We start from the raw sequence: 22,359 nt of genomic DNA on the forward strand, positions 1-22,359 counted from the left end.
CCGCATGGGTGAGAGTGAAGACGTCTCCGACGAATACGTACTGAAGCTCTGCGGCGACATCTCGACCGTCGCCGCAGAAGACTGGGATGCCTGCGCGGGCGAGGAGAACCCCTTCGTCTGCCACACCTTCCTGCAGGCGCTGGAGGAAAGCGGTTGCGCCAGCGCCGAGGAAGGCTGGATGCCGCAGCACCTGCTGCTGGAGGACCCGTCCGGGCGGCTGATCGGCTGCGCGCCGATGTACCTGAAGTCGCACAGCCAGGGCGAATACGTCTTCGACCATGGCTGGGCCAATGCCCTGGAGCGCGCCGGCGGCCGCTACTACCCCAAGCTCCAGATCGCCGTACCCTTCACGCCCGCCACCGGTCCGAGACTGCTGGTCCGCGATGGCGAGGATCTCGTCCAGACGCGGCGGATGCTGTTACAGGGCGCGGCGCAGGCCGCCAGTCAGATGAAGGTCTCCAGTCTGCACATCACCTTCCCCACCGAGGCCGAGGCGCGGCTCGGACGCTCGGAGGGCTGGCTGTTCCGGACCGGCGAGCAGTTCCATTGGGAGAACAACGGCTACGCCGATTTCGACGCCTTTCTGGAAGACCTCGCCTCCCGCAAGCGCAAGGCCATCCGCAAGGAGCGCAAGGGCGCGCTGGAGAACGATATCGAGGTCGAGGAGATCACCGGCGCCGACCTTAACGAGGATCACTGGGACGCCTTCTACCGCTTCTACATGGACACCGGCAGCCGCAAGTGGGGCCGGCCCTATCTGAACCGCACCTTCTTTTCGCTGCTGGGCGATCGGATGGGCGAGAATGTCGTGCTGATGATGGCGAAGCGAGAGGGGCGCTACATCGCCGGGGCGCTCAACTTCGCCGGCTCGGAGACGCTGTTCGGCCGCTACTGGGGCTGCATCGAGGACCACCGCTTCCTGCATTTCGAGCTCTGCTACTACCGCGCCATAGACTGGGCGATCCGGCACGGCCTGAGCCGCGTCGAGGCCGGCGCGCAGGGCCCGCACAAGCTGGCCCGGGGTTACCTGCCGGTGACCACGCACTCGATCCACTGGATCGCCGATCCGGGCTTCCGGCGCGCGGTCGACGACTATCTGGAACACGAACGCCGCGAGGTGCAGCGGGAGATCGACTATCTCTCCGACCTCTCGCCGTTCCGAAAGGGCGGCAAGTACACGCCTGACGAAGGAGCGATCTAGACAACCGCAGCCGGGCGGGAGGGGGCAGCTTGCGCATACATATCGGATCCAGAATGACCTACCGGCTGCCCCAGCCGGTACCGATGATATTGCTGCTGAACGTGCACTACTCACGTGTTCGCAGCCTTGGAGCAGCCGGACCATCTGATCACCGAGCCGGCGACCCCTACCAGCAGCTATCGCGACGGGTTCGGCAACTGGTGCAGCCGGCTGGTCGCGCCGGCCGGCGAGTTTTCGGTGCAGACCGATACGGTGATCCGGGATTTGGGCGAGCCGGATCCGGTCGACTGGAACGCCGGGCAACACGCCGTCGAGGACCTGCCGCCGGAAGTGCTGACCTATCTGCTCGGCAGCCGCTACTGCGAAACGGACCGGCTGTCGGATCAGGCATGGTCGATGTTCGAGACCGCCCCGCCGGGCTGGCCCCGTGTCCAGGCCATCTGCGATTTCGTCCACAATCACCTGACCTTCGGATACGAACATTCCCGCGCCACCCGCACGGCGGCGGAGGCGCTGGCCGAGGGCGTCGGTGTCTGCAGGGATTTCACCCATCTCGCCATCGCGCTGTGCCGATGCATGAACATTCCTGCCCGCTACTGCACCGGCTATCTCGGCGATATCGGCGTTCCGCCACCCTATCCGCCCGGCGACTTCGCCGCGTGGATGGAGGTCTGGCTCGACAATCGCTGGTGGGTCTTCGATCCCCGGAACAACCAACCGCGCATCGGCCGTGTGCTCATGGCCATCGGCCGCGACGCCGCGGATGTTCCGCTGGTCCACACCTTCGGGCCGAACGAACTCATCGGCTTTCAGGTCTGGACCGACGAAATTCAGGGCTGACCTGGGTCAGACGCGCCTGACCGCTGCAGTCACAAGTCCGGCCCCGATCAGGAAGCCGCCGCCGATCCGGTTGACCAGCCGCAGCGTCTGCGGCTTGCGGAAGCGCTGACGCAGCGTGCCCGCTGCAACCACCCAGAGCGCCACGTTGACCGCCGCCATGACGACGAAGGTCGCCTCCAGGATGACGAACTGCATCAGGACGGGCTGCGCCGGATCGATGAACTGCGGGACGAACGCGACGAAGAAGACGATGCCCTTGGGGTTCAGCGCCGTGACGATCCAGGCGTGCCAGAAGATCGCCCGCTGCCCGCCCCTTGCCGCTGTGGCCTCCAGTTCGCCGATATCCGGCTTCGCCCGCCAGAGCCTGATGCCGAGCCAGATCAGATAGGCCGCGCCGACGAACTTCAGCACGGTGAACAGCGTCGCCGAGGCGGCGAGGATCGCGCCCGCGCCGGCCAGCGATGCGGTCATGGCCGTGAAGTCGCCCAGCGCCACGCCGGGCACGCTGGCCCAGCCGGTCGAACGCCCCCGCGCCAGCGCATAGGACACGACCAGGGTCACCGTCGGACCGGGAATGGCAAGGAGCGCCGCACTGGCGAGCACGAAGGCGATCCAGAGCTCGAGGGGCATGGCAGGTCTCCGAGGTTTCAAAGACCAGACTGAACGCAGATCGCCGCAGGGGCCGCAAGCCTATTGCGGGACCTCGACATTCAGATCCAGCAGGATGGCGCTCCAGCTCTTGCCGTGGCCGTCGAGGTTCAGCGAGCCGTTGACGCCGCCGTCCAGCGCGTCCACCAGCACAAAGTTCAGGCCGTGCAGATGGGGCAGTTCGTAACGTGTCACGCGTCCCTTAACCTGCGCCCCGAAATGCGCCTTCACGGCGTCCGCGGTCACCTGTTCGCGGACGAGGTCGTAGTCCGCGGGGTCGTGGACCCAGAGCGAGATGTTCGATGTGTTGCCCTTGTCGCCAGCGCGGGCATGGGCGATCTGGTGCAGCGGGATGGTGCGGCTCACCGGAACACCTCCACGGCGGTCGGAACGTCGCCGCGCGGCAGGTAGGCATCATGGGTGACGACCGAGGGCGTCGCCCGCCCCCGGAAACCGCCGCCGCCCGCCGGGCCGCAGCAGAGCAGGGATTCCACTTCCCAGAGCAGCAGGTCCGCCCGCGCCTTGTCCCGGAAGCGTCCGGCAATGCGCAGGCGGACATCTGTTTCCGCCGCCGGGACGCCGTAGTCCTGATGGGCGTGCAGGCTGCGGACGCCGATCATGTCGATGCGGAGTTCCTCGGTGAAACCGTGTACCCGCCGCAGCCGCTCTTCGGCCACCTCGCCCGCCAGCCGGGCGCGGTCCGCCGCGCCCCGTCCGGCATAGGAGACCTCGCCTTCGGCCAGGAAGCCCCCGTCGAAGGCGACCGTGACCTTCAGCGTCTCGGGCCGCTCACGCCCGCCCGCGCCGGACAGTGCCACCCGGTTGCCGCCCCGGTCGTCGATCCGCACGCCGCTGAAATCGGCGGTAACGTCGGGCGTCAGATAGGCCGAGGGATCATGCACCTCGTAGATCAGTTGCTCCTTAACCGTGGCCGCAGTGACCATGCCACCGGCGCTCTCCAGCTTGGTGATGGCGACATTACCGTCCGCGTCCACCTCGGCGACGGGATAGCCAACGCGCGCCAGATCGGGCACGTCCTTGAAACCCGGATCGGCGAAGTAGCCGCCGGTGATCTGGGTGCCGCATTCCATCAGGTGACCGACCAGGGTCCCCGCCCCGAGCCGGGTCCAGTCGTCCCCGGCCCAGCCGTAGCGGTGACGGAGCAGGCTGAGGAACATGGACGGGTCCGCAAGCCGACCGCCGATCACCAGCGACGCGCCTGTCTCCAGCGCCGGCAGCAGGGCGTCCGCGCCAAGATAGGCGTTGGCGCCGAGCAGCGCCCGGTCGACATCGGCGACGGTCATCCGTCCCCGGTCCAGCGGCGTCTCCGGTCCGATCAGCGCGGTCACGTCGTCGCCGGTGACCGCCGCAACCGACGCGCCCTCAACACCGAGTCCCATGGCGGCGCGGGCCGCGGCCAGCGGATTGGCGACGCCCATGTTTGTGACGATGGTGCAGCCGCCGGCCAGCGTCAGCGGCCAGACGGCGGCGAGCCGCGCCTCCAGCTGCGGGTTGTAGCCCTTCGCCGGATCGGCCTTCCGGTCGCGGTGAGCGAATGCCAGCGTCCGCTCGCCGACGCATTCGAAAACCAGCGCGTCGAGGTCGCCCTCGCGCGCCAGATCCACCGCGCCATCGAGGCGGTCGGCGGAAAAGCCCGCGCCGCAGCCGATCCGGCAGGGCGCACTCATCCCTTGCTGAAGGTCTTCCGGGCTTCCAGCGCCGGCGTCAGACCGCCGGCCAGCCAGCTCTGGTCGGCATCGGCATAACTTGCGGCCTTGTTGAAGGCGTTGGCCGTGTTGTTGACCGCCTCCTTGACCATGCGCACCGCAACGGCAGGCATCTCCGCCGCGCGTTCGGCCAGCTCGATGGCCTTGTCCTTGGCCTTGCCATCATCGGCGACCTCGTCGACAAGGCCCCAGTCCAGCGCCTGATCCGACTGCATCCGCTCGCAGAGGATGATGATGCGCTTGGCCCGCGCCGGTCCGACAAGCCGCGTCAGCCGCGGCTGGGCGTTCCACTGCAGGTTCAGGCCGATCTTGATCTCGGGCACATAGAAGTAGCAGGACCGCCCCATTACCCGCCAATCGCAGGCCAGCGGCAGAGCGAGACCGGCGCCGACGGCGAGGCCTTCCATGGCAACCACCGTGATCTGCGGCAAATTCTCCCAGGCGTCGCACAACTTGCCGCCAAGAAAGAAGCGTTCCCGGATCTGCAGATCCGTCATGCCCTCGGTCTGCCACATCTCGGTATCGGTCAGGTCGGCGCCGGAGGAGAAATACTTCTCGTTGCCCGCGAGCACGATCGCGCGAGTCTCGTGATCGTCATGAAAGCTCTTGGCGACCGCGGTCATTTCCCGGATCAGCGCCGGGTTGAACGCGTTCAGCTTCTCCTTGCGGTCCATGGTGACGACGGCGATGCCGTCCCGTCGTTCGATCTCGACACTCTTCCAGCTCATGATGCTCCTCCCACGTTGCACCGGCCCCCGGACACTGTCCGGCACCTGTTCCGGAGGCAAATTGCCTCCTCCCTGTGCACAGCGAAGCCCAGGCCGGTGTCCCGGATCAAGGCCGGGACGACGCATGGCCCTATCCGTCGACCCAGGCGATGCGGAGGATGTTGGTGGCGCCGGGGGTACCGAAGGGCACGCCGGCCGTGATCACAAGCCGCTGGCCGTCGGAGGCCAGTCCCTCACGCAGGGCGATGCGGCAGGCTCTCTCCACCATGTCGGCCATGTCGCGCGCGTCCTCGGTAAGCACCGGGTGCACGCCCCAGGCGAGCGATAGCCGCCGGGAGGTTTCCAGCTTCGGTGTGAGACAGAGGATCGGCATGGACGGCCGCTCCCGCGCAGCGCGCAGCGTGGTGGAGCCGGAGGTGGTGTAGGTCACGATCGCGGCGGCGTTGATGGTCTCGGCGACCTGACGCGCGGCTGCGGTGATGGCGTCGGCCGCCGTCGATTTCGGGCACGACATGGTCGGCTTCCATGATCGCACGGTAGTGCACATCGCCCTCGGTCGCCTCGATGACGCTGTTCATCGTGGCCACGGCATCGTTCGGGAATTCGCCCACCGCGGTTTCGGCCGACAGCATCACTGCGTCCGCACCGTCATAGACCGCGGTTGCGACATCCGAGACCTCCGCGCGTGTCGGGAAGGGGCTATTGACCATGGATTCCAGCATCTGGGTCGCGACCACGACCGTCTTGCCCATGGACCGGGCGCGCCGCACAAGGTCCTTCTGCAGCGCAGGCACGCCCTCGACCGGAGTCTCGACGCCAAGATCGCCGCGCGCCACCATGATGCCGTCGGCAATCTCCAGAATCTCGTCGATCTGCCGGACGGCCGACGGCTTCTCGATCTTGGCCATGATCGCGGCCTGCCCGCCGGCCAGCTTGCGCGCCTCGGCGATGTCGTCCGGGCGCTGCACGAAACTCAGCGCCAGCCAGTCGACGCCCAGCGAAATGGCGAAGTCGAGATCCTTGCGGTCCTTCTCCGACAGCGCCGCCAGCGGCAGCACGATATCGGGGACGTTGACCCCCTTGTGGTCGGACAGCCGGGACCCGGAAATGACCTCGACCTCGGCGCCCCGCTTCGAGCAGTCCAGCACCTTCAGCCGCACCCGGCCGTCGTCGCAGAGCAGCGCCGCTCCCGGCTCCAGAGCCTCGAAGATCTCCGGATGGGGTAGTTGCACCCGCTTGTCCGTGCCCGGCCGGTCCAGCAGGTCGAGCTTCAGTCTCTGGCCGCGTTTCAGTTCGATGCCGCCATCCTTGAACTCGCCCACCCTGAGCTTCGGCCCCTGAAGATCGGCGAGAATGCCGATCTGCCAGCCCGCGCGCCTCCTCCAGTGCCCGGACGATGCCATGGCGGCGGCGGTGGTCGGTGTGACTGCCGTGACTGAAGTTGAAGCGGAAGACGTCGACGCCGTTGTCGAACAGCTTGGCGATGCGCGCGGCCGTCGAAGTGCCCGGCCCCAGCGTCGCGAGAATCTTGGTCTGGCGGTTACGGTGCATGGAACCTCTCATGGCGTGAGCGGACAATGATGGCACGGAAGTCGTTGACGTTGGTGAAGGTCGGACCCGTTGCGACAAGATCGCCCAGCGCCTCGAACGCCCGGTGGCTGTCGTTCGCGGCAAGCGCCGCGCCCAGATCGACGCCGGCCTTCTGCGCCCGGATCCACGTCGTCGGGTCGATCAGCGCGCCCGCCGCCTCGCCCAGCCCGTCGACACCGTCGGTGTCGGCGGCGATAGCCGAGATTCCACCCGCGCCGCCCAGCGTGATGGCCAGCGAAAGCGCGTATTCGCGGTTCGGGCCGCCCAGCCCGCCCTCGCCCGTTACCGTGACCGTCAGTTCACCGCCGGAAAGGATCACCCTGTCACCCGGCCGGCGCTGCATGCGGCGGGCGATGTCGGCGTGACGGGCGGCAACGTCGCGCGCCTCGCCCTCCAGCCCGTCGCCCAGATCCAGCACTTCGAGCCCCTCGGCCCTGGCAACCTCAGTGGCGGCATCCAGCGCATCCCTGGGCGCCGCGATCAGGCGGTAGTCGGTCTCGAAGGCCGGCAGCTGCGCCTTGTCCTCGGCCAACTTCCGCCGGACAGCATCGGGCGGATCGATCTTCCACTTAGCCAGCACATCCAGGGCATCGGCGCCGCTGCTGGGATCCGGCACCGTGGGACCCGAGGCGATCACGAGCGGATTGTCGCCGACCACGTCGGAAATCGCGAGGGTGACGACCTTCGCCGGCGCGGCCGCCCGTGCCAGACCGCCGCCCTTGATGGCCGAAAGGTGCCGGCGCACGGCATTGATGTCCTGGATCGGCGCCCCCGAACGCAGCAGCTGCCGCGTCACCGTCTGCTTGTCGGCGAGGCTGACGCCCTCGACCGGACAGGTGAGCAGTGCCGATCCGCCGCCGGACAGCAGGCAGATCACCTGATCGTCCGGCCCAAGCCCCTGAACCATCTCGAGGATCTCGCGCGCGGCAGCCAGCCCCGCATCGTCGGGAACCGGATGCGCCGCCTCGACGACCCGTATGTGCTGCGTCGGCTTCGAATAGCCGTAGCGGGTGACCACAACCCCCTCGACCGGACCGTCCCATGCCGCTTCGAACGCCTCGGCCATGGCGCCGGCCGCCTTGCCGGCGCCGACGACGACGGTTCTGCCCGCCACCGGACCGGGCATGAATCCGGCGAGACATTGAGCCGGGCGGACGCGCTCGATGGCCGCGTCCAGCAGCCGCAACAACAGCTTGCGATCCGTTTCGGTCGCGTATCGACGGTCTTTCGTCATTGGCCCCCTTCGATCCCCGTGCAGAATAGGGTCCGCGAACCCAGAACGCCATGCAGCACCGGAGCGCATCTTGAGCCAGGGCGAAGGCACCTTCTTCTGCATCGACGGACATACCTGCGGCAATCCCGTCCGCGTCGTCACCGGCGGGGCGCCTGTCTTCCACGGCGCGACGATGAGCGAGAAACGGCAGCATCTGATGCGGGACTACGACTGGATCCGCACCGGTCTGATGTACGAACCCCGCGGCCACGACGTCATGTCGGGCACGATCCTGGTCCCGCCCTGCCGCGAGGACTGCGACATCGGCGTGCTTTTCATCGAGGTCTCGGGCTGTCTGCCGATGTGCGGCCACGGCACCATAGGCACCGTCACGGCTATTCTGGAACGGAAGCTGGTCGCGCCGAAGACGGAAGGAGTCCTCTCGCTCGACACGCCGGCGGGACTGGTGGAGGCCGAATACGTGCTGCGCGACGGCATGGTCGAATGGGTCAAGATCGTGAACGTGCCGAGTTTCATGTTCGCGTCGGGCATCGCCATCGACTGCCCGGAACTGGGGCCGCTCAGCGTCGATGTCGCCTATGGCGGGAACTTCTACGCCATCATCGAGGCGCAGGAGAACTACCGTGACATGGCCGACCTCAGCCCCGGCGACATCCAGCGGCTGAGCCCCGCAGTGCGCGATCTGGTCAACGCCACGTTCGATGCCGTGCACCCGGAGGACGACACGATCCGCGGCGTCAGCCACGTGATGTGGACCGGCGCGCCGACGCGCAAGAGTGCGACGGCACGCAACGCCGTCTTCTACGGTGACAAGGCGATCGACCGTTCCCCCTGCGGCACCGGAACCTCGGCCCGGATGGCGCAGTTGCACGCCCGCGGCGCATTGACCGCAGACGACCGGTTCATCCACGAATCCATCATCGGCAGCATGTTCGAAGGGACGATTGAAGACGAAGGGGATATTGGTGGTATCATAACGATACGACCCGGCATCCGGGGCTGGGCCAGAATTCACGGGCTCAACACAATATTCATCGACCGCCGCGATCCTTTCGCACACGGGTTTCAGGTGGTCTAGGCGATCAGGCCGGACAGCGGTGCGCCGATGACTGCTGTTCGCGGTTGAAGTTCAGGGGGCCGGCAACTGCGAATGGCGGGATACCGTACATTCTGGATCAGACACGACGAGGGCGAGACCGCCGAAGCGGTCCAGATCCGCGTGCAGCAGATGGCCGTTATCGTCAGCCGCGCGCCTGTCATGTTCATCGCGGTCGCATTCAATGCGATCCTGACCGCGGCAATCGCCGACACCCAAGACCACCGCGTCTTCGAGATCGTCTGGGCCGGGCTGCTGACGCTGATGTCCGCCCTGGCCTTCATCCGCTGGCAAACCCGAAAGAAGTCGGAAACGCCGACCTATGTCAGCAAGCGCGGACCGCGCCGGCTGGCGCGGATCTCGGTCGTGCAGGGCCTGATATGGGGCTGCGGCGCCGCGTGGCTGATGCCCGCGGGCGCGTCGCCGGAACAGGCGATCATCGGCCTGATCATTGCGGCGATGGGTGCCGGCGGCGCGATGGTCCTGGCGACCGTGCCGACGGCCTCGATCGGCTTCACCATCGGTTGCGTGCTTCCGTTGACCGTCCGCTACATCACGGTCGGTGATCCCCTCTATTACATGCTGGCCGCGATATCGGTCGTCTACATCACCGTGCTGCTGGTCATGGCCCGAAGCGTCTACGCCTCCTTCGTCGACATGATCCGCGCCCGTGTCGCCAATGACGAACTTCTGACCGACCTCTCAGAAGCACGCACCAATCTGATGGACGCCATCGAGAGCACCTCGGAGGGTTTCGCGCAGTTCGACGGTGACGGCCGGCTGCAGGTGGCCAACAGCCGGTTCCGCATCATGCTCGGGCTCGACCCCGAGGACGTGACCCCCGGGGAGACCTTCGAGAGCCTGTTGCGGCAGGGGATGACCCCCGCGGACTATCTCGACGACATGGTCGGTTACGAGCGCTGGATCCGGACCACCGTCGCCGACCAGAAGCTGCGTTACGCCAGCGATATCGTGCGCATGCAGGACGGCCGCTGGATCGCCCTGCACCATGCGCCGACCCGCCAGGGCGGGGTGGTGTCGCTTATCCTGGACGTGACGGAACTGAAGGACCGGGAGACCCGGCTGAACGACGCCCTGATCCGCGCCGAGTCCGCGGACCGGGCGAAGTCGGAGTTCCTGGCGCTGATGAGCCACGAACTCCGCACACCGCTGAACTCCATTCTCGGCTTTTCGGAGCTGTTCATGGTCGAGGGCTTCGGCCCGCATTCGGACGAGCGCTACAAGCGCCATGCCGGAGACATCCACGAAAGCGGCACACAACTGCTGCAGATCATCAACGAACTACTGGACCTGTCGAAGGTGCAGGCCGGACAGTTCGAACTGCAGGAGGAGACGGTCGATGTCAGCGCGCCCGTCGGCAGCGCCGTACGGATGATGCTGGAACGGGCGACGCTGAAGGGCATCGCGCTGAAGGTCGAGCTGCCGCCGGATCTGCCGGAGCTGTTCGCCGACAAGCGGGTGATGAAACAGATGCTGATCAATCTGATCGGCAATGCCGTGAAATTCACCCGTCACAAGGACGACGTCATCGTCCGCGGCGGCATCGATGACGAGGGCGGCGTCACCCTGAGCGTGATCGACCGCGGCATCGGCGTCGCGCCCGAGGACATCCCGAAGATCCTCAGACCTTTCGGGCAGGTGGAATCCTCGCTCAACCGGGCCGAACAGCAGGGCACAGGCCTCGGCCTCGCCCTGGTCAAGCAGATGATCGAACTGCACGGGGGCCGCCTGGAATTCCGCTCGGCGCTGGGCCGGGGCTCCACCGTGACGCTGCACTTTCCGCCGGAGCGGACCCTGCGCGCCGCAGCCGAGTGAACCGTCAGGCCCTCTCGGGCGCCATGATTTCCTCGACCGCCCCGTTGCGCACGGCCCGGTAGAAGCAGCTGCGGCGATCTGTGTGGCAGGCCGGTCCGGTCTGGTCGACCAGCAGCAGCAGCGTGTCGCCGTCGCAGTCGTAGCGGAGTTCCTTCAGCCGCTGCACATGCCCCGAGCTCTCGCCCTTGCGCCAGAACGCCTGCCGCGACCGCGACCAGTAGCAGACCTGGCCGGTCTGCATCGTCTCGGCGATCGAGGCGGCGTTCATCCACGCCATCATCAGCACCTCGCCCGTGTCGTGCTGCTGTGCGATGGCGGGCACCAGCCCGTCGGCATTGAAAAGGATGTCGTCCAGGAAGTCCGGGCGTTCGGTCATTGTCGGTCTCCGTTGCTGGCACGGAGACCTAGTCGGCAGCCTCGTCGTCCGCAATCGGGAAATGACAGGCGACGCCGTGGCCGGGTGCCAGTTCCGTCAGCGGCGGTTCGATTTCGGCGCATTTCGCTTCCGCTCTCGGACAACGTGTGCGGAAGCGGCATCCGGACGGCGGATTCATCGGCGACGGCAGTTCGCCCGACATCAGGTTGACCGGCTCGGGCCGCACTTCCGGGTTCGGCTCAGGAACCGCGGCCAGCAGCGCGCGGGTGTAGGGATGCCGGGGGTGGCGGTAGAGCTCGTCCGACGCCGCCGTCTCGCAGATCTTGCCGAGATACATCACCGCAACCCGGTCGCAGATGTTCTTCACGACCGCCAGATCGTGGCTGATGAACAGCATGGTCAGGCTGTAGCGCGCCTTCATGTCGTGCAGCAGGTTCAGGATCTGCGCCTGTACCGACACGTCCAGCGCCGAGACCGGCTCGTCGCAGATAAGGATTTCCGGGTCCAGCACCAGCGCCCGCGCGATGGAAATGCGCTGGCACTGGCCGCCGGAGAACTCATGCGGGCGCCGGTTGAGCGAGATGTCGGGATCGAGGCCGACCGCCTCCAGCGCCTGGATCACCGCATCGCGCCGGCTCGCCTTGTCGCCGCGGCCGACGACCTCCAGCGGCGCGCTGACGATCTCTAGGACGGTCCGGCGCGGGTTGAGCGAGGAGATCGGATCCTGGAAGATCATCTGCAGCTTCGGCCGCAGTGCGCGCAGTGCCTCGCCCTTCGCCGTCGTCAGTTCCCGCCCCTGAAGCTTCACCGAGCCGCTGGTCGGCCGGGGCAGCTGCATGACCGCGCGGGCCGTCGAGGACTTGCCGCAACCGGATTCGCCCACCAGCCCCAGCGTCTCCCCGGCAGCCAGCGAGAAGCTGACCCCCGAGACGGCCTTGACCGGGCCGAATTCCACAACCAGATCGTCGACTTCCAGCACGGGCTCCGTCATGCCGCCGCGCCTCGCTCGAGCGGCTTGAAGCAAGCGAACTGGTGGGTCGGATCGTTTGACACGGGCTCCAGCCGCGGTTCGGCTGCCTCGCAGCTGCGGTCGGCATAGGGGCAGCGCGGCGCAAAGCTGCAGCCGGGCGGCGGCGCCACCAGGTTGGGCGGACGGCCGCCCACAGTGCTCAGGCGCTTGTGCGGCGGATCCTCCAGGCGCGGAATCGATTGAAGCAGGGCTTCCGTGTAGGGCATCCGCATGTCCGCGAAGAGTTCGCGGGTCGAGGACCGCTCGACCACCTTGCCGGCATACATCACCGCGACCTCGTCGGTTCGCCCGGCGACGACGCCCAGATCGTGTGTGATCAGGATCAGCGCCATGTGCCGGTCACGGGTCTGGCGCGCCAGCAGGTCGAGGATCTCCGCCTGGACCGTGACGTCCAGCGCGGTGGTGGGCTCGTCCGCTATCAGCAGCTTCGGCTGGCAGGCGAGCGCCATGGCGATGGCGACGCGCTGGCGCATGCCGCCGGAAAGCTGGTGCGGATAGGACCTGATCCGCTGTTCGGGCTGCGGAATGCCGACGGCGGTGAGCAGTTCGACGGCCAGATCGCGGGCCTCGGCGCGGGATTTCCCCAGGTGCCGGATCGGCCCTTCCGCGATCTGCCGTCCGACCGTCATCACCGGGTTGAGCGAGGTCATCGGGTCCTGGAAGATCATCGAGACTTCCGGCCCACGGATCTTGCGCAGTTCCTTCTCGGGCAGCGTCAGGAGATCGCGCCCTTCCAGCAGGATCCGGCTTTCCTTGCCGAGCCGGGCGTTGGACGGCCACAGCCCCATGATCATGCGCGACAGCACCGACTTGCCGCTGCCCGACTCGCCGACAATGCCGAGCGTCCGGCCGTGGCCGAGCTCCAGATCGACACCGTCCACCGCCCGCAGCCGGCCCTGGGCCGTGTCGAAATGGACCGCGACATTCTCCAGTTGCAGCAGAGGTTCGCTCACAGCCGGCTCTCCCGCGTGTCGCCGAGATTGCGCAACTGGTCGCCGATCAGGTTGAAGGCGAGCACGGTCAGACACATCACGGCGGCCGGGATGAAGGTGATGTGCGGGGCTTCTTCCAGATAATCGCGCCCGACCTCGATCAGCGTGCCCCAGGACATGGCCGGCGGCTGCACACTAAGTCCGAGGAAGCTCAGCACGCCCTCGACGACGATCAGCACCGCGGTCACCAGCAGACCGTAGACCAGCATCGGAATGATGACGTTGGGAAGCAGTTCGCGAACCAGGATGCGGAAATCGCTGGCGCCGCTGGCCCGGGCCGCCAGCACGAATTCCCGCTGGGCGAAGGAGAGCGTCGTCGCGCGGGCGACGCGCGTGAACGCCGGCACCGAGAGGAACCCCAGCGATACGATGACATTGAAGGTGCTCGCCCCGGCGTAGAAAATCACCGCCGTCAGCAGTACCAGCGCCGGAAACGCCAGAATGACGTCGATCCCCGCCACGACCGCCGCCTCGATCCAGCCGCGGTAATAGCCCGCCATCATGCCAAGGCTGCCGCCGATGACGAGACCGATCAGCGGCGCCAGCAGGCCGATCAGCAGCGAGGTCTGACTGCCTTTCAGCAGCCGCGCGAAGATATCCCGGCCCAGATTGTCGGCCCCCAGCCAGTAGGTGTGCTCGACGAAATCGTCGGTGCCCTGGACCTGCTGTTCGCCCACTTCGCCCGGCTTCGCGGCAGTCGCCAGGAAGTCCATGTTGTTGGGTTCCGCGACCGGCAGGAAGTCGATCGTCAGCGCCCCGACTCCGACCAGGAACAACCAGAGCGCCGACAGCCAGAAGGTGAGGCCCAGCCGGCGGCGGCGGCGCTTCGGCGCGGATACGACGGTCGCTTCAGCCATGACGCCGCTCCAGCCTGACGCGGGGATCGACCACCGCATAGAGCATGTCCACGGTGAAATTGATCACCGTGTAGAAGACGGCGATGAAGAGCACGCAGCCCTGCACCATCATGAAATCGCGGGCGAAGATGTTTTCGACCAGCAGGCGCCCCAGCCCCGGTAGCGCGAACAGCGTCTCGATAACCAGCGCGCCGCTCATCACGTTCGCGACCTGCAGCCCCAGGATGGTAAGCAGGGTGAAGGAGGCCGGCCGGAGCGCGTGGCGGAACAGTACATAGGCCGGCGGCAATCCCTTGGAACGGGCCATGGCGATGTAGTCCTCCTTCAGCACGCCGATCAGGTCGGAGCGCAGCACCCGCATCAGAACGACCCACTCGGCCGACGCGATGGCGAGCGCCGGCAGCGCCATGGAATGCAGATTGGCGAAGAGCCCCTCGTCGATGCGCGTGTAGTCGGACACGGGGAAGAGATCGAGCTTCAGCGACAGGAAGTAGATCATGATCAGGCCGAAGACGAAGTTCGGGATCGAGACGAAGACGAAACCGACGGTGGTGATCGACTTGTCCTGCGGCGAGCCGGCGCGGTAGGCGGAGTAGAGGCCCAGCGGGATCGCCAGCAGCACGGCGAAGATCTGCGACAGGATCATCAGTTCGATGGTCACAGGCAGGCGGCTGAAGATGGCGTCCAGAACGGGTTCGCCGGTCCGGATGCTCTCGCCGAAATCGCCGGAAAGGCAGCCGGTCACCCATTCCCAGTAGCGGATCAGGATGGGATCGTTGAGACCCAGCTGTTCGCGGATGTGGTTGATTTCCTCGAGTGTCGCATCCTCGCCTGCAATGGCGTAGGCGACATCGCCCGGCAGGAAGCTCACCATCATGAAGGTCAGGACCGATACGGCGAACACGACGCCGAGCAAACGCCCCAGCTTCCGGAGAAAAAAGCTCACCGAAGACGCTCCGCCAAGCGCGGAAGCACCTTTTTCCGACCCATTACCTTACCTCCCTGCGACGCACATTCTGACGGCGCGTCTGCGACAGGGATTTGAGCGGAAACAAAGGTGCTGTTCAACTTTTATCGGAAATCTGGGATGGTTGTGCGCATGGGCGATCCCGAACGTCCTTCGTGCATGCCGAACCGCATTGCGTTCCCGGGCGTCGGGAGTTGAAGCCGGATCCATGAACCGCTCAGAACTGGAATCCCTGCTGACCGGCGAACTCTGCTGGCTGTTCCACAGCTACTGGTGGCGGCTGCGGGACGCGTGCGGCGGGGTACCGCCGCGCAGGGATTTCGACCCTGCGGAGATCAAGGCGGCGCTGCCCTTCATCGTGCTTCACGACATGGGCGAACCGGGCAAGTCGATCATGCGCCTCTGCGGCACCGGAATCGCCGAGCGCTTCGGCCTCGACCCGACAGGCCGCGACTACATGGAGTTCGTCTCCGAGGAGCGCAGGCCGTCGGCCTACCGCGAACTCATCACCACCGCTTCTCACCCCTGCGGCATGCGGATCATCATCGAGGCTCGGTACCGGTCCGGCCGGCGCACCCTGGCTGAATCGATCGGATATCCGCTGACCGGATCGAAGGGCCAGCCGATGATGCTGTTCGTCGATCAGCTGATCGAGCGGCTGGCGCCCGATCTCAATCAGCGCGCGCAGCCGCTCGCGATCTTCGAGGTCCGTGAACGGGACTACGTCGATATCGGACTAGGCGTCCCCGGAAAGGCGGGCTGAGCCCGGGCCTCAAACCTTCTCCAGCACCACGGCGATGCCCTGGCCCACGCCGATGCACATGGTGCAGAGCGCGTAGCGGCCGCCGGTGCGGTGCAGCTGGTTGACCGCTGTCAGGATCAGCCGCGCGCCGGATGCGCCCAGCGGATGACCCAGCGCGATGGCGCCGCCATGCGGGTTCACATGCTCGGCGTCGTCCGGCAGGCCGAGCTGGCGGGTGACGGCAAGCGCCTGCGCTGCAAAGGCCTCGTTGAGTTCGATGACATCCATCTGGCCGACTTCCAGGCCGAGCCGCGCCAGCAGCTTCTCCGAAGCCGGCGCCGGGCCGTAGCCCATGATCCGCGGCGGCACGCCGTGGGTCGCCATGCCCAGAATCCGCGCCCGCGGGGTGAGCCCGTTGCGGGCGGCCGCCTCTTCGCTCGCGATCAGCATGGCGCAGGCGCCGTCATTCACGCCCGAGGCGTTACCGGCCGTGACGCTGCCGCCTTCGCGGAAGGGCGCCGGCAGCTTCGCCAGCTTTTCGGCAGTGGTGTCGCCGCGGATATGCTCGTCGTCGCTGACCACGATGGCGTCGCCCTTGCGCTGCGGGATCGACACCGCTGCGATCTCCTCGGCGAAGATGCCGGCCGATTGCGCCGCCGCAGCCCGCTGCTGGCTGCGCGCGGCGAAGGCGTCCTGGTCCTCGCGCTTGATCTGGAATTCTTCGGCCACGTTCTCGGCCGTTTCCGGCATGGAATCGATACCGAACTGCTTCTTCATCTTCGGATTGACGAAGCGCCAGCCGATGGTGGTGTCGTAGATGTCGGCCGAACGCGAGAACGCCGTCTCCGCCTTGCCCATGACGAAAGGCGCGCGGGTCATGCTCTCGACGCCGCCGGCGATCATCAGATCGGCTTCGCCAGCCTTGATGGCGCGGGCCGCGGTGCCGACCGCGTCCATCGACGAGCCACAGAGGCGGTTCACGGTGGACCCCGGCACCTTCTCCGGCAGACCCGCCAGCAGCAGCGCCATGCGCGCGACGTTGCGGTTGTCTTCCCCGGCCTGGTTCGCACAGCCGTAGATCACGTCGTCCAGGCTGTCCCAGTCGACATCGGGCTGACGCTCCTTCAGCACGTTCAGGGGATGCGCCGCCAGATCGTCCGCACGGACCGACTTGAGCCCGCCGCCGAAGCGTCCGAACGGCGTCCGTACCGCGTCACATACAAAGGCCTCGGTCATTGAGTCACTCCCCCGTCCGGCTGAATTCCAAGTCTTCGGCCCCATATCTAGCGTGTGAGTAAAAGAAAGACGACCCCGGTCCGTCATCCCTGAATGCTTTCTGAATGACCGGTTGAATGGTCATTCAGCATCGGCATCCAGATTGAATGGAGCGACAAGTACCGAGAGGAGAAAAAACATGTCGTCGACGTACACAAAGACTGCCCTTGCCGCGCTTGCGCTGACCGCCACCACTGCCCTGACGGCGCTGCCGGCCAATGCCGGACCCGCTGCCGCACTTCCCACCATCGAAACCGGCGCGACGCTGCACCGCGTCCAGTTGCTCGACCGCGATGCGCCGCCGCTCTTCGAGGGCCTGTTCGGCATCGAGGACGAAAGGGATCGCCGCAACGCCATCTCCCCGACCCGCGCTGGCGACATCGCGCGCCGGCACACGCCGATGCGCGTGATCGAGATCGATCGCCAGCGCGCGCACTATTTCGTCCGCGGCCAAAGCCGCAGCCGGGGCCTGGTCGAAGTCCAGGTGAATGCCTTTTCGGGTGATGTCGTCGGTGTCGAGGATCTGGACGGACGCGATGCAGGACGCGCCATCTCGTCGGAACGCGCCGGCCGGATCGCCCAGCGCCACATCGACATGCGCATCACTGACATCGACCGGGACCGTGGCCTCTACCGCGTCACAGGGATCAACAATGCGCGCGGCGAAGTCGTCGTCGAAGTGGACGCGCACAACGGCAACATCGTCCGTTCCTTCGCGACGAACAGCCGGGTCATCGACCGCAGCGAGGCGATCGAGATCGCCCGCAACAACACCCGGATCCGCGTCGCCGACGCACGGCTGCATGGCGACGTCTGGCACGTCAATGGCCGCCGTGGCGGCCTGGTCAAGGTCGATGCCCGGACCGGCAACGTGATCCAGACCGTCAATCCGCGCAGCCGCCACGGCTTCGACAACCGCCTGATCTCGTCGGCGGAGGCTGCCCGGGCCGCCAATGACTATTCGGCCCTGGACGTGAAGCGCGTCGAACGGACCGGCGATCTCTACACGGTCTTCGGCGTCGCGCGCGGCAGCCGCCATGTCGCCATCGAGGTCGATGCCGTCACCGGCAAGGCGCTCCGGCTCTATCGCGTCGACAACGCCTACTCGGCGACGCCGGCTGCGAGCGCTGCCGCGGCCACGAACACACGGACGAACCTGAGTGTCGCGGATGGAGACCTGATCGGCATCGAGGCTGCCAAGCAGATCGCCCGCCGCGAAGGTATCGTCAGCTTCGGCGAGATCTCGCTGAACAACGGCGTCTATGACGTCCGGGGCGTGACACGGAACCGCGAATGGACCGTCGTCCGGGTGGACGCCGACACCGGCCGGGTACTCTGAGAGCCGGACCGCAGCGGCCGGGAGCTTCTCCCGGCCGCCGCCCTCCTTCGGACTGACATTCCGCGCCAACAGGCCTAGACTCCGATCCGTTCACGAACCGGACAGGTTCGCGGGCGAGTGTGCGCGGAACCGGTAACGTTTGCGCTGGAAAGGAAAGAAGCTTGCTGCGCAGTATCTCGATAGCCGTCATCCTCGCGGCCGCTGTCGCCCTCGCCCAGCCGGTCCTGGCGCAGAAGGGCGGCAAGGGCCAGGGCGGCGACCGCGCAGACGGCGTGCCCCTGTCCCGGATCGTGGACCAGATCCGTGGCCAGCAGGGCGGCGAGGCGGTCTCGATCAAGTTCAGCAACGGCGCCTACACAATCCTGTGGCGCACACCGGACGGACAGCTTCAGCGATACGTCGCCGATGCGAAATCCGGCCGGGTCAGCAAGCGGTGAAGGACGATGCGAATCCTGATCGTTGAAGACGATGCCGATCTGCGCGAGGGGCTGCGCGACATGCTGGAACACGCCTCCTACGCTGTCGATGCCGCCGAGAGCGCCGAGGAGGCCGACGACTACATGGCCGTCGCCCCCTACGATCTGGTTCTTCTGGACGTCAACCTGCCGGGAAAGGACGGCGTCAGCCTGCTGAAGGGCTGGCGGCGGAACCAGAAATCCACCCCGGTGGTCCTGCTGACGGCGCGCGACGGCTGGCGGGAGAAAGTGTCCGGCATCGATGCCGGCGCCGACGACTACATCACCAAGCCATTCCATCAGGAGGAGCTGCTGGCGCGTGTCCGGGCACAGCTTCGCCGAAGCGGCAACCAGACCGAGTCGTCGATGCGTTTCGGCGACGTCGAGATCGACACCGCTGCGCAGCGCGTCTTCGTGGCCGGTCAGGACGCCCGCCTGACGGCGCATGAATACCGCATCCTCAACTATCTGGCGCACAACACCGGACGGGTGATCTCAAAGAACCAGATCATGGATCATGTCCACGACCTCGACAGCGAGGCGCTCTCCAACGGCACCGAGGTGCTGATCAGCCGGATCCGAAAGAAGATCGGCCGCGACCGGATCGAAACCGTGCGCGGCCTCGGCTACCGCTTCAAGCCTGCGGAGTCCGGCGCGGGGTGATGCGCGGACCGTCGAGCTGGCCGCTGACATTCCGTGTCGCGCTGCTGTCGGCGCTCGGCGTTCTGGCGGTCACGCTGATTTCGACACTGATCGCCCGCGAACTGCTGATCCGGGAAATCTCCAGCCTTCGCGACCGTGAACTGAACCTGCTGGCCGAACATGTCGCAGCCGACGCGCGCGACGGCCTGCAGTCCGGTCTAACCGAGGCCGCATTCGGTCCGCCACGGTTTGCCGAGATCTATTCCGGGGCCTACTGGCAGATCGACGCCGGCGACGACGAACCGCTCCGGTCCCGCTCGCTCTGGGATACCCGGCTGGGCGATGTCCGGCCCGACCCGGACCGGCCGGACTGGGGAGATGCCACCGGCCCGGCCGGACAGGCGTTGCGGACGATGTCGCTGGAATTGCCGACCGAAGCCGGCCAGGCGCGGCTGACCGTGGCCATGGACACGGCGGAGTTCGACCGCTTCGAGGGCGAGATGGGCCGGCTCTTCATGCTGGCGCTGATCGCCGAGGGATTCCTCGCCCTGCTCGCCGCGTCGCTGGTGGCCTGGCTCAGCCTCGATTCGCTCCGCCGCTTTACTCGAGAGATCGCCGCCCTCCGGGCCGGAGACATCACCGAAGTCAGCGAGGACTTCCCCAGCGAGGTCGCCATCGCGGCACAGGAGGTCAACGCGCTGAAGACGGCGCAGACCAACCTGATCACCCGGGCCCGCGACCAGGCCGGCAGCCTCGCCCACTCGCTCAAGACCCCGCTCAGCGTCATCATCCAGGCCACGGAACGGTCAGATACCGTGCCTTCTCGTTCGATCCGGGATCAGGCGGAGGCAGCACTGACCCATGTCCAGCACCACCTCGTGCTGGCCCGGTCGGCAGGCGCCGGGGTCCGCCACGCTCCGGTCCCGGTCGGGCCCGTCGTCGACGCCATCCTGCGTGTGCTTCGCCCGCAGATCGAGGACCGGGATCTGGATGTCCGGCTGGACATCGACGATCGTCTGGCCCTGCGCATTGACGAGGCGGACCTGCACGACGTCATCGGCAATCTGCTGGACAATGCGGTCGGCCATGCGGGCGCCACGGTCCGCGTCTGTGGCACGATTTCAGGCGGCGGCACCGTTTCGATCGCCGACGACGGCCCGGGTCTTTCGGAAGCGGAGATTGCGGAGGCGCTGGAGCGCGGCCGCAGCCTCTCCGGCAAGCCGGGCAGCACCGGCCTCGGCCTGACGCTGACGCGGGAACTCGTCGCAAGCTATGGTGGCGAGTTCACGGTCGAACGTTCCGACCTCGGCGGCCTGGAAGTCCGGTTCCGCATGAGCGCCCCGGAACAGGCCGTCCGGGAGGACACCGCCTGAGGCAGTGCCCTCGCCGGATCAGGACTCGATCTTCGAAAGCACCGTATCGAGGCTCTCCTTGGCGTCGCCGAACAGCATCCGCGTGTTTTCCTTGTAGAACAGCGGATTGTCGACGCCGGCATAGCCGGTCGCCATGGAACGCTTCAGCACGACAACTGTCCGGGCGTTCCAGCATTCCAGCACCGGCATGCCCGCGATGGGGCTGCCCGGATCTTCCTGGGCGGCCGGATTGACGATGTCGTTCGCCCCGATCACCAGCACCACGTCGGTGTGGCCGAAGTCCTCGTTGATCTCGTCCATCTCCAGAACGATGTCGTAGGGGACCTTGGCCTCGGCGAGCAGCACGTTCATGTGGCCCGGCAGACGGCCGGCGACCGGATGGATGGCGAAGCGGACATTGATGTTCTTCGCCCGCAACCGCTTGGTGATCTCGGACACCGTGCTCTGCGCCTGCGCCACCGCCATGCCGTAGCCCGGAATGATGATGACCTCGTTGGCTTCCGACAGCATCTCCGCGACGTTGTCATGACTGGTCGGAACCGCCTCGCCTTCCACCGCAGCAGCCGAACCGCCGCCTGTGCCGAAGCCGCCCAGAATGACCGAGACGAAGTGCCGGTTCATGGCGCGGCACATGATGTAGGAGAGAATCGCACCCGAGGAGCCGACCAGCGCACCGGTCACGATCAGCAGGTCGTTGCCCAGCATGAAGCCGGTCGCAGCGGCCGCCCAGCCCGAGTAGCTGTTCAGCATCGAGACCACGACGGGCATGTCCGCGCCGCCGATGCCCATGACGAGGTGTGCGCCGACCGCGAAGGCGATCACGGTCATGATCAGAAGCGCCCACAGGCCACCATGGTCGGGAATGCCCAGGAACATGTAGCCGAGCCAGAGGCAGATCAGCACCGCGATGGCGTTCAACCCGTGGCGGAAGGGCAGCATCAGCGGCTTGCCGTCGATGCGGCCGTCCAGCTTGCCGAAGGCGATGATCGAGCCGGTGAATGTGATGGCGCCGATGAACACGCCAAGGAAGATCTCGACCTCGTGGATGGTCGCCTCGACACCGACGAAGACGCTGCGCGGGTCGATGTAGGAAGCGATACCGACCAGCACCGCGGCAAGACCGACGAAGCTGTGCAGCATCGCGACCAGCTGCGGCATGCCGGTCATTTCGACCTTCTTCGCCACATAGCCGCCGATCACGGCGCCGATGATCATCGCCGGTACGAGAACGCCGTAGGACACGACCTCCGGTGCGGCGATGGTCGCGATGATCGCGATCGCCATGCCGACGATACCGTAGACATTGCCGCGCCGCGCGGTTTCCTGCTTCGACAGGCCGCCCAGCGCGAGGATGAAGAGAATGCTCGCCGCGATATAGGCGACGGTGACAAGACCCTGAGCCATGCTGTCC

General features: G+C 66.6%; 20 protein-coding genes and 2 pseudogenes. 9 read left to right on the top strand and 13 right to left on the bottom strand.

Annotation, left to right across the window (positions count from 1 at the left end; all coding sequences use genetic code 11):
• Window positions 1-4 precede the first annotated feature (4 nt).
• Both ACMVY4_RS19780 and ACMVY4_RS19785 read left to right on the top strand, forming a co-directional pair.
• Entirely contained in the window at window positions 5-1,201 is a 1,197-nt protein-coding gene (locus ACMVY4_RS19780; RefSeq protein ID WP_416897671.1) for a GNAT family N-acetyltransferase, read from the top strand.
• Window positions 1,202-1,230: 29 nt separating this feature from the next.
• A pseudogene (locus tag ACMVY4_RS19785) lies at window positions 1,231-2,041 on the top strand (transglutaminase-like domain-containing protein).
• Between the two features lie 6 nt (window positions 2,042-2,047).
• Here the strand turns inward: ACMVY4_RS19785 and ACMVY4_RS19790 are convergent.
• The 6 genes and pseudogenes from ACMVY4_RS19790 to ACMVY4_RS19815 all read right to left on the bottom strand — a co-directional run bounded on the left by ACMVY4_RS19790 (window position 2,048) and on the right by ACMVY4_RS19815 (window position 7,968).
• The gene (locus tag ACMVY4_RS19790; RefSeq protein ID WP_416897672.1) at window positions 2,048-2,671 is read right to left on the bottom strand and encodes a LysE family translocator; all 624 of its coding nucleotides are present in this window, start codon (window positions 2,669-2,671) and stop codon (window positions 2,048-2,050) included.
• Window positions 2,672-2,731: 60 nt separating this feature from the next.
• Entirely contained in the window at window positions 2,732-3,055 is a 324-nt protein-coding gene (locus ACMVY4_RS19795; RefSeq protein WP_416897673.1) for a hypothetical protein, read from the bottom strand.
• Window positions 3,052-4,377: an acyclic terpene utilization AtuA family protein gene (locus ACMVY4_RS19800; protein ID WP_416897674.1), complete on the bottom strand. Its 1,326-nt coding sequence runs from the start codon at window positions 4,375-4,377 to the stop codon at window positions 3,052-3,054. The genes ACMVY4_RS19795 and ACMVY4_RS19800 overlap by 4 nt, the downstream gene beginning before the upstream one ends.
• Window positions 4,374-5,144 carry an enoyl-CoA hydratase/isomerase family protein gene (locus ACMVY4_RS19805; RefSeq protein WP_416897675.1) on the bottom strand — a complete coding sequence of 257 codons (771 nt, stop codon included), beginning with the start codon at window positions 5,142-5,144 and terminating at the stop codon, window positions 4,374-4,376. Before ACMVY4_RS19805 ends, ACMVY4_RS19800 begins: the two co-directional genes overlap by 4 nt.
• A gap of 130 nt (window positions 5,145-5,274) precedes the next feature.
• Window positions 5,275-6,695: pseudogene (pyk, locus tag ACMVY4_RS19810) on the bottom strand (pyruvate kinase).
• Window positions 6,685-7,968, bottom strand: coding sequence for a glycerate kinase type-2 family protein (locus ACMVY4_RS19815; protein WP_416897676.1), 1,284 nt, complete (start codon window positions 7,966-7,968; stop codon window positions 6,685-6,687). Before ACMVY4_RS19815 ends, pyk begins: the two are co-directional and overlap by 11 nt.
• A 70-nt stretch (window positions 7,969-8,038) precedes the next feature.
• Here ACMVY4_RS19815 and ACMVY4_RS19820 point away from each other — a divergent pair, with 70 nt between their 5' ends.
• Both ACMVY4_RS19820 and ACMVY4_RS19825 read left to right on the top strand, forming a co-directional pair.
• Window positions 8,039-9,046 carry a 4-hydroxyproline epimerase gene (locus tag ACMVY4_RS19820; RefSeq protein ID WP_416897677.1) on the top strand — a complete coding sequence of 336 codons (1,008 nt, stop codon included), beginning with the start codon at window positions 8,039-8,041 and terminating at the stop codon, window positions 9,044-9,046.
• Between the two features lie 72 nt (window positions 9,047-9,118).
• A complete protein-coding gene (locus ACMVY4_RS19825) occupies window positions 9,119-10,900 on the top strand; it encodes an ATP-binding protein (RefSeq protein ID WP_416897678.1) in 1,782 nt (593 codons plus the stop codon).
• 4 nt (window positions 10,901-10,904) lie between these two features.
• Here ACMVY4_RS19825 and hisI read toward each other — a convergent pair whose 3' ends face one another.
• The 5 genes from hisI to ACMVY4_RS19850 are packed head-to-tail and all read right to left on the bottom strand — an operon-like array spanning window position 10,905 to window position 15,101.
• Window positions 10,905-11,276: a phosphoribosyl-AMP cyclohydrolase gene (hisI, locus tag ACMVY4_RS19830; RefSeq protein WP_416897679.1), complete on the bottom strand. Its 372-nt coding sequence runs from the start codon at window positions 11,274-11,276 to the stop codon at window positions 10,905-10,907.
• A 28-nt stretch (window positions 11,277-11,304) separates the two neighbouring features.
• Window positions 11,305-12,267, bottom strand: coding sequence for an ABC transporter ATP-binding protein (locus ACMVY4_RS19835; protein ID WP_416897680.1), 963 nt, complete (start codon window positions 12,265-12,267; stop codon window positions 11,305-11,307).
• On the bottom strand, window positions 12,264-13,259 hold the full coding sequence (locus ACMVY4_RS19840; protein ID WP_416897681.1) for an ABC transporter ATP-binding protein: 996 nt from the start codon (window positions 13,257-13,259) through the stop codon (window positions 12,264-12,266). The genes ACMVY4_RS19835 and ACMVY4_RS19840 overlap by 4 nt, the downstream gene beginning before the upstream one ends.
• Window positions 13,256-14,155: an ABC transporter permease gene (locus ACMVY4_RS19845; protein WP_416897682.1), complete on the bottom strand. Its 900-nt coding sequence runs from the start codon at window positions 14,153-14,155 to the stop codon at window positions 13,256-13,258. Before ACMVY4_RS19845 ends, ACMVY4_RS19840 begins: the two co-directional genes overlap by 4 nt.
• The gene (locus ACMVY4_RS19850) at window positions 14,148-15,101 is read right to left on the bottom strand and encodes an ABC transporter permease (RefSeq protein ID WP_416897683.1); all 954 of its coding nucleotides are present in this window, start codon (window positions 15,099-15,101) and stop codon (window positions 14,148-14,150) included. Before ACMVY4_RS19850 ends, ACMVY4_RS19845 begins: the two co-directional genes overlap by 8 nt.
• 229 nt (window positions 15,102-15,330) lie before the next feature.
• Here ACMVY4_RS19850 and ACMVY4_RS19855 point away from each other — a divergent pair, with 229 nt between their 5' ends.
• Window positions 15,331-15,885, top strand: a complete 555-nt coding sequence (locus tag ACMVY4_RS19855; RefSeq protein ID WP_416897684.1) for a PAS domain-containing protein — start codon at window positions 15,331-15,333, stop codon at window positions 15,883-15,885.
• 9 nt (window positions 15,886-15,894) lie between these two features.
• On the opposite strand, the gene pcaF is transcribed toward ACMVY4_RS19855, so the two are convergent.
• Complete coding sequence (gene pcaF, locus ACMVY4_RS19860) at window positions 15,895-17,100, bottom strand: 3-oxoadipyl-CoA thiolase (protein ID WP_416897685.1); 1,206 nt, start codon at window positions 17,098-17,100, stop codon at window positions 15,895-15,897.
• Between the two features lie 178 nt (window positions 17,101-17,278).
• Between pcaF and ACMVY4_RS19865 the strand changes: the two genes are divergently transcribed.
• The 4 genes from ACMVY4_RS19865 to ACMVY4_RS19880 all read left to right on the top strand — a co-directional run bounded on the left by ACMVY4_RS19865 (window position 17,279) and on the right by ACMVY4_RS19880 (window position 20,948).
• Window positions 17,279-18,478 (top strand): PepSY domain-containing protein, encoded by a 1,200-nt coding sequence (locus ACMVY4_RS19865; RefSeq protein WP_416897686.1) that lies wholly within the window; start codon window positions 17,279-17,281, stop codon window positions 18,476-18,478.
• Between the two features lie 161 nt (window positions 18,479-18,639).
• A complete protein-coding gene (locus ACMVY4_RS19870; protein ID WP_416897687.1) occupies window positions 18,640-18,915 on the top strand; it encodes a PepSY domain-containing protein in 276 nt (91 codons plus the stop codon).
• A 6-nt stretch (window positions 18,916-18,921) separates the two neighbouring features.
• Window positions 18,922-19,596: a response regulator transcription factor gene (locus ACMVY4_RS19875; RefSeq protein WP_416897688.1), complete on the top strand. Its 675-nt coding sequence runs from the start codon at window positions 18,922-18,924 to the stop codon at window positions 19,594-19,596.
• Complete coding sequence (locus ACMVY4_RS19880) at window positions 19,596-20,948, top strand: sensor histidine kinase (protein ID WP_416897689.1); 1,353 nt, start codon at window positions 19,596-19,598, stop codon at window positions 20,946-20,948. Before ACMVY4_RS19875 ends, ACMVY4_RS19880 begins: the two co-directional genes overlap by 1 nt.
• An 18-nt stretch (window positions 20,949-20,966) precedes the next feature.
• On the opposite strand, the gene pntB is transcribed toward ACMVY4_RS19880, so the two are convergent.
• Window positions 20,967-22,352: a Re/Si-specific NAD(P)(+) transhydrogenase subunit beta gene (gene pntB / locus ACMVY4_RS19885; RefSeq protein WP_416897690.1), complete on the bottom strand. Its 1,386-nt coding sequence runs from the start codon at window positions 22,350-22,352 to the stop codon at window positions 20,967-20,969.
• Between the last annotated feature and the right edge of the window lie 7 nt (window positions 22,353-22,359).

The organism is Minwuia sp., assembly GCF_048007105.1.
GTDB lineage: Bacteria > Pseudomonadota > Alphaproteobacteria > Minwuiales > Minwuiaceae > Minwuia.

Bases quoted from the DNA above. Each gene is read 5' to 3' on its own strand.
- ACMVY4_RS19835 (WP_416897680.1), bottom strand. From the start codon at position 12,267: ATGACGGAGCCCGTGCTGGAAGTCGACGATCTGGTTGTGGAATTCGGC.
- pntB (WP_416897690.1), bottom strand. From the start codon at position 22,352: ATGGCTCAGGGTCTTGTCACCGTCGCCTATATCGCGGCGAGCATTCTC.
- ACMVY4_RS19800 (WP_416897674.1), bottom strand. From the start codon at position 4,377: ATGAGTGCGCCCTGCCGGATCGGCTGCGGCGCGGGCTTTTCCGCCGAC.
- ACMVY4_RS19815 (WP_416897676.1), bottom strand. From the start codon at position 7,968: ATGACGAAAGACCGTCGATACGCGACCGAAACGGATCGCAAGCTGTTG.
- ACMVY4_RS19780 (WP_416897671.1), top strand. From the start codon at position 5: ATGGGTGAGAGTGAAGACGTCTCCGACGAATACGTACTGAAGCTCTGC.
- ACMVY4_RS19805 (WP_416897675.1), bottom strand. From the start codon at position 5,144: ATGAGCTGGAAGAGTGTCGAGATCGAACGACGGGACGGCATCGCCGTC.
- ACMVY4_RS19790 (WP_416897672.1), bottom strand. From the start codon at position 2,671: ATGCCCCTCGAGCTCTGGATCGCCTTCGTGCTCGCCAGTGCGGCGCTC.
- pcaF (WP_416897685.1), bottom strand. From the start codon at position 17,100: ATGACCGAGGCCTTTGTATGTGACGCGGTACGGACGCCGTTCGGACGC.
- ACMVY4_RS19855 (WP_416897684.1), top strand. From the start codon at position 15,331: ATGAACCGCTCAGAACTGGAATCCCTGCTGACCGGCGAACTCTGCTGG.
- ACMVY4_RS19845 (WP_416897682.1), bottom strand. From the start codon at position 14,155: ATGGCTGAAGCGACCGTCGTATCCGCGCCGAAGCGCCGCCGCCGCCGG.
- ACMVY4_RS19875 (WP_416897688.1), top strand. From the start codon at position 18,922: ATGCGAATCCTGATCGTTGAAGACGATGCCGATCTGCGCGAGGGGCTG.
- ACMVY4_RS19880 (WP_416897689.1), top strand. From the start codon at position 19,596: ATGCGCGGACCGTCGAGCTGGCCGCTGACATTCCGTGTCGCGCTGCTG.
- ACMVY4_RS19865 (WP_416897686.1), top strand. From the start codon at position 17,279: ATGTCGTCGACGTACACAAAGACTGCCCTTGCCGCGCTTGCGCTGACC.
- hisI (WP_416897679.1), bottom strand. From the start codon at position 11,276: ATGACCGAACGCCCGGACTTCCTGGACGACATCCTTTTCAATGCCGAC.
- ACMVY4_RS19825 (WP_416897678.1), top strand. From the start codon at position 9,119: ATGGCGGGATACCGTACATTCTGGATCAGACACGACGAGGGCGAGACC.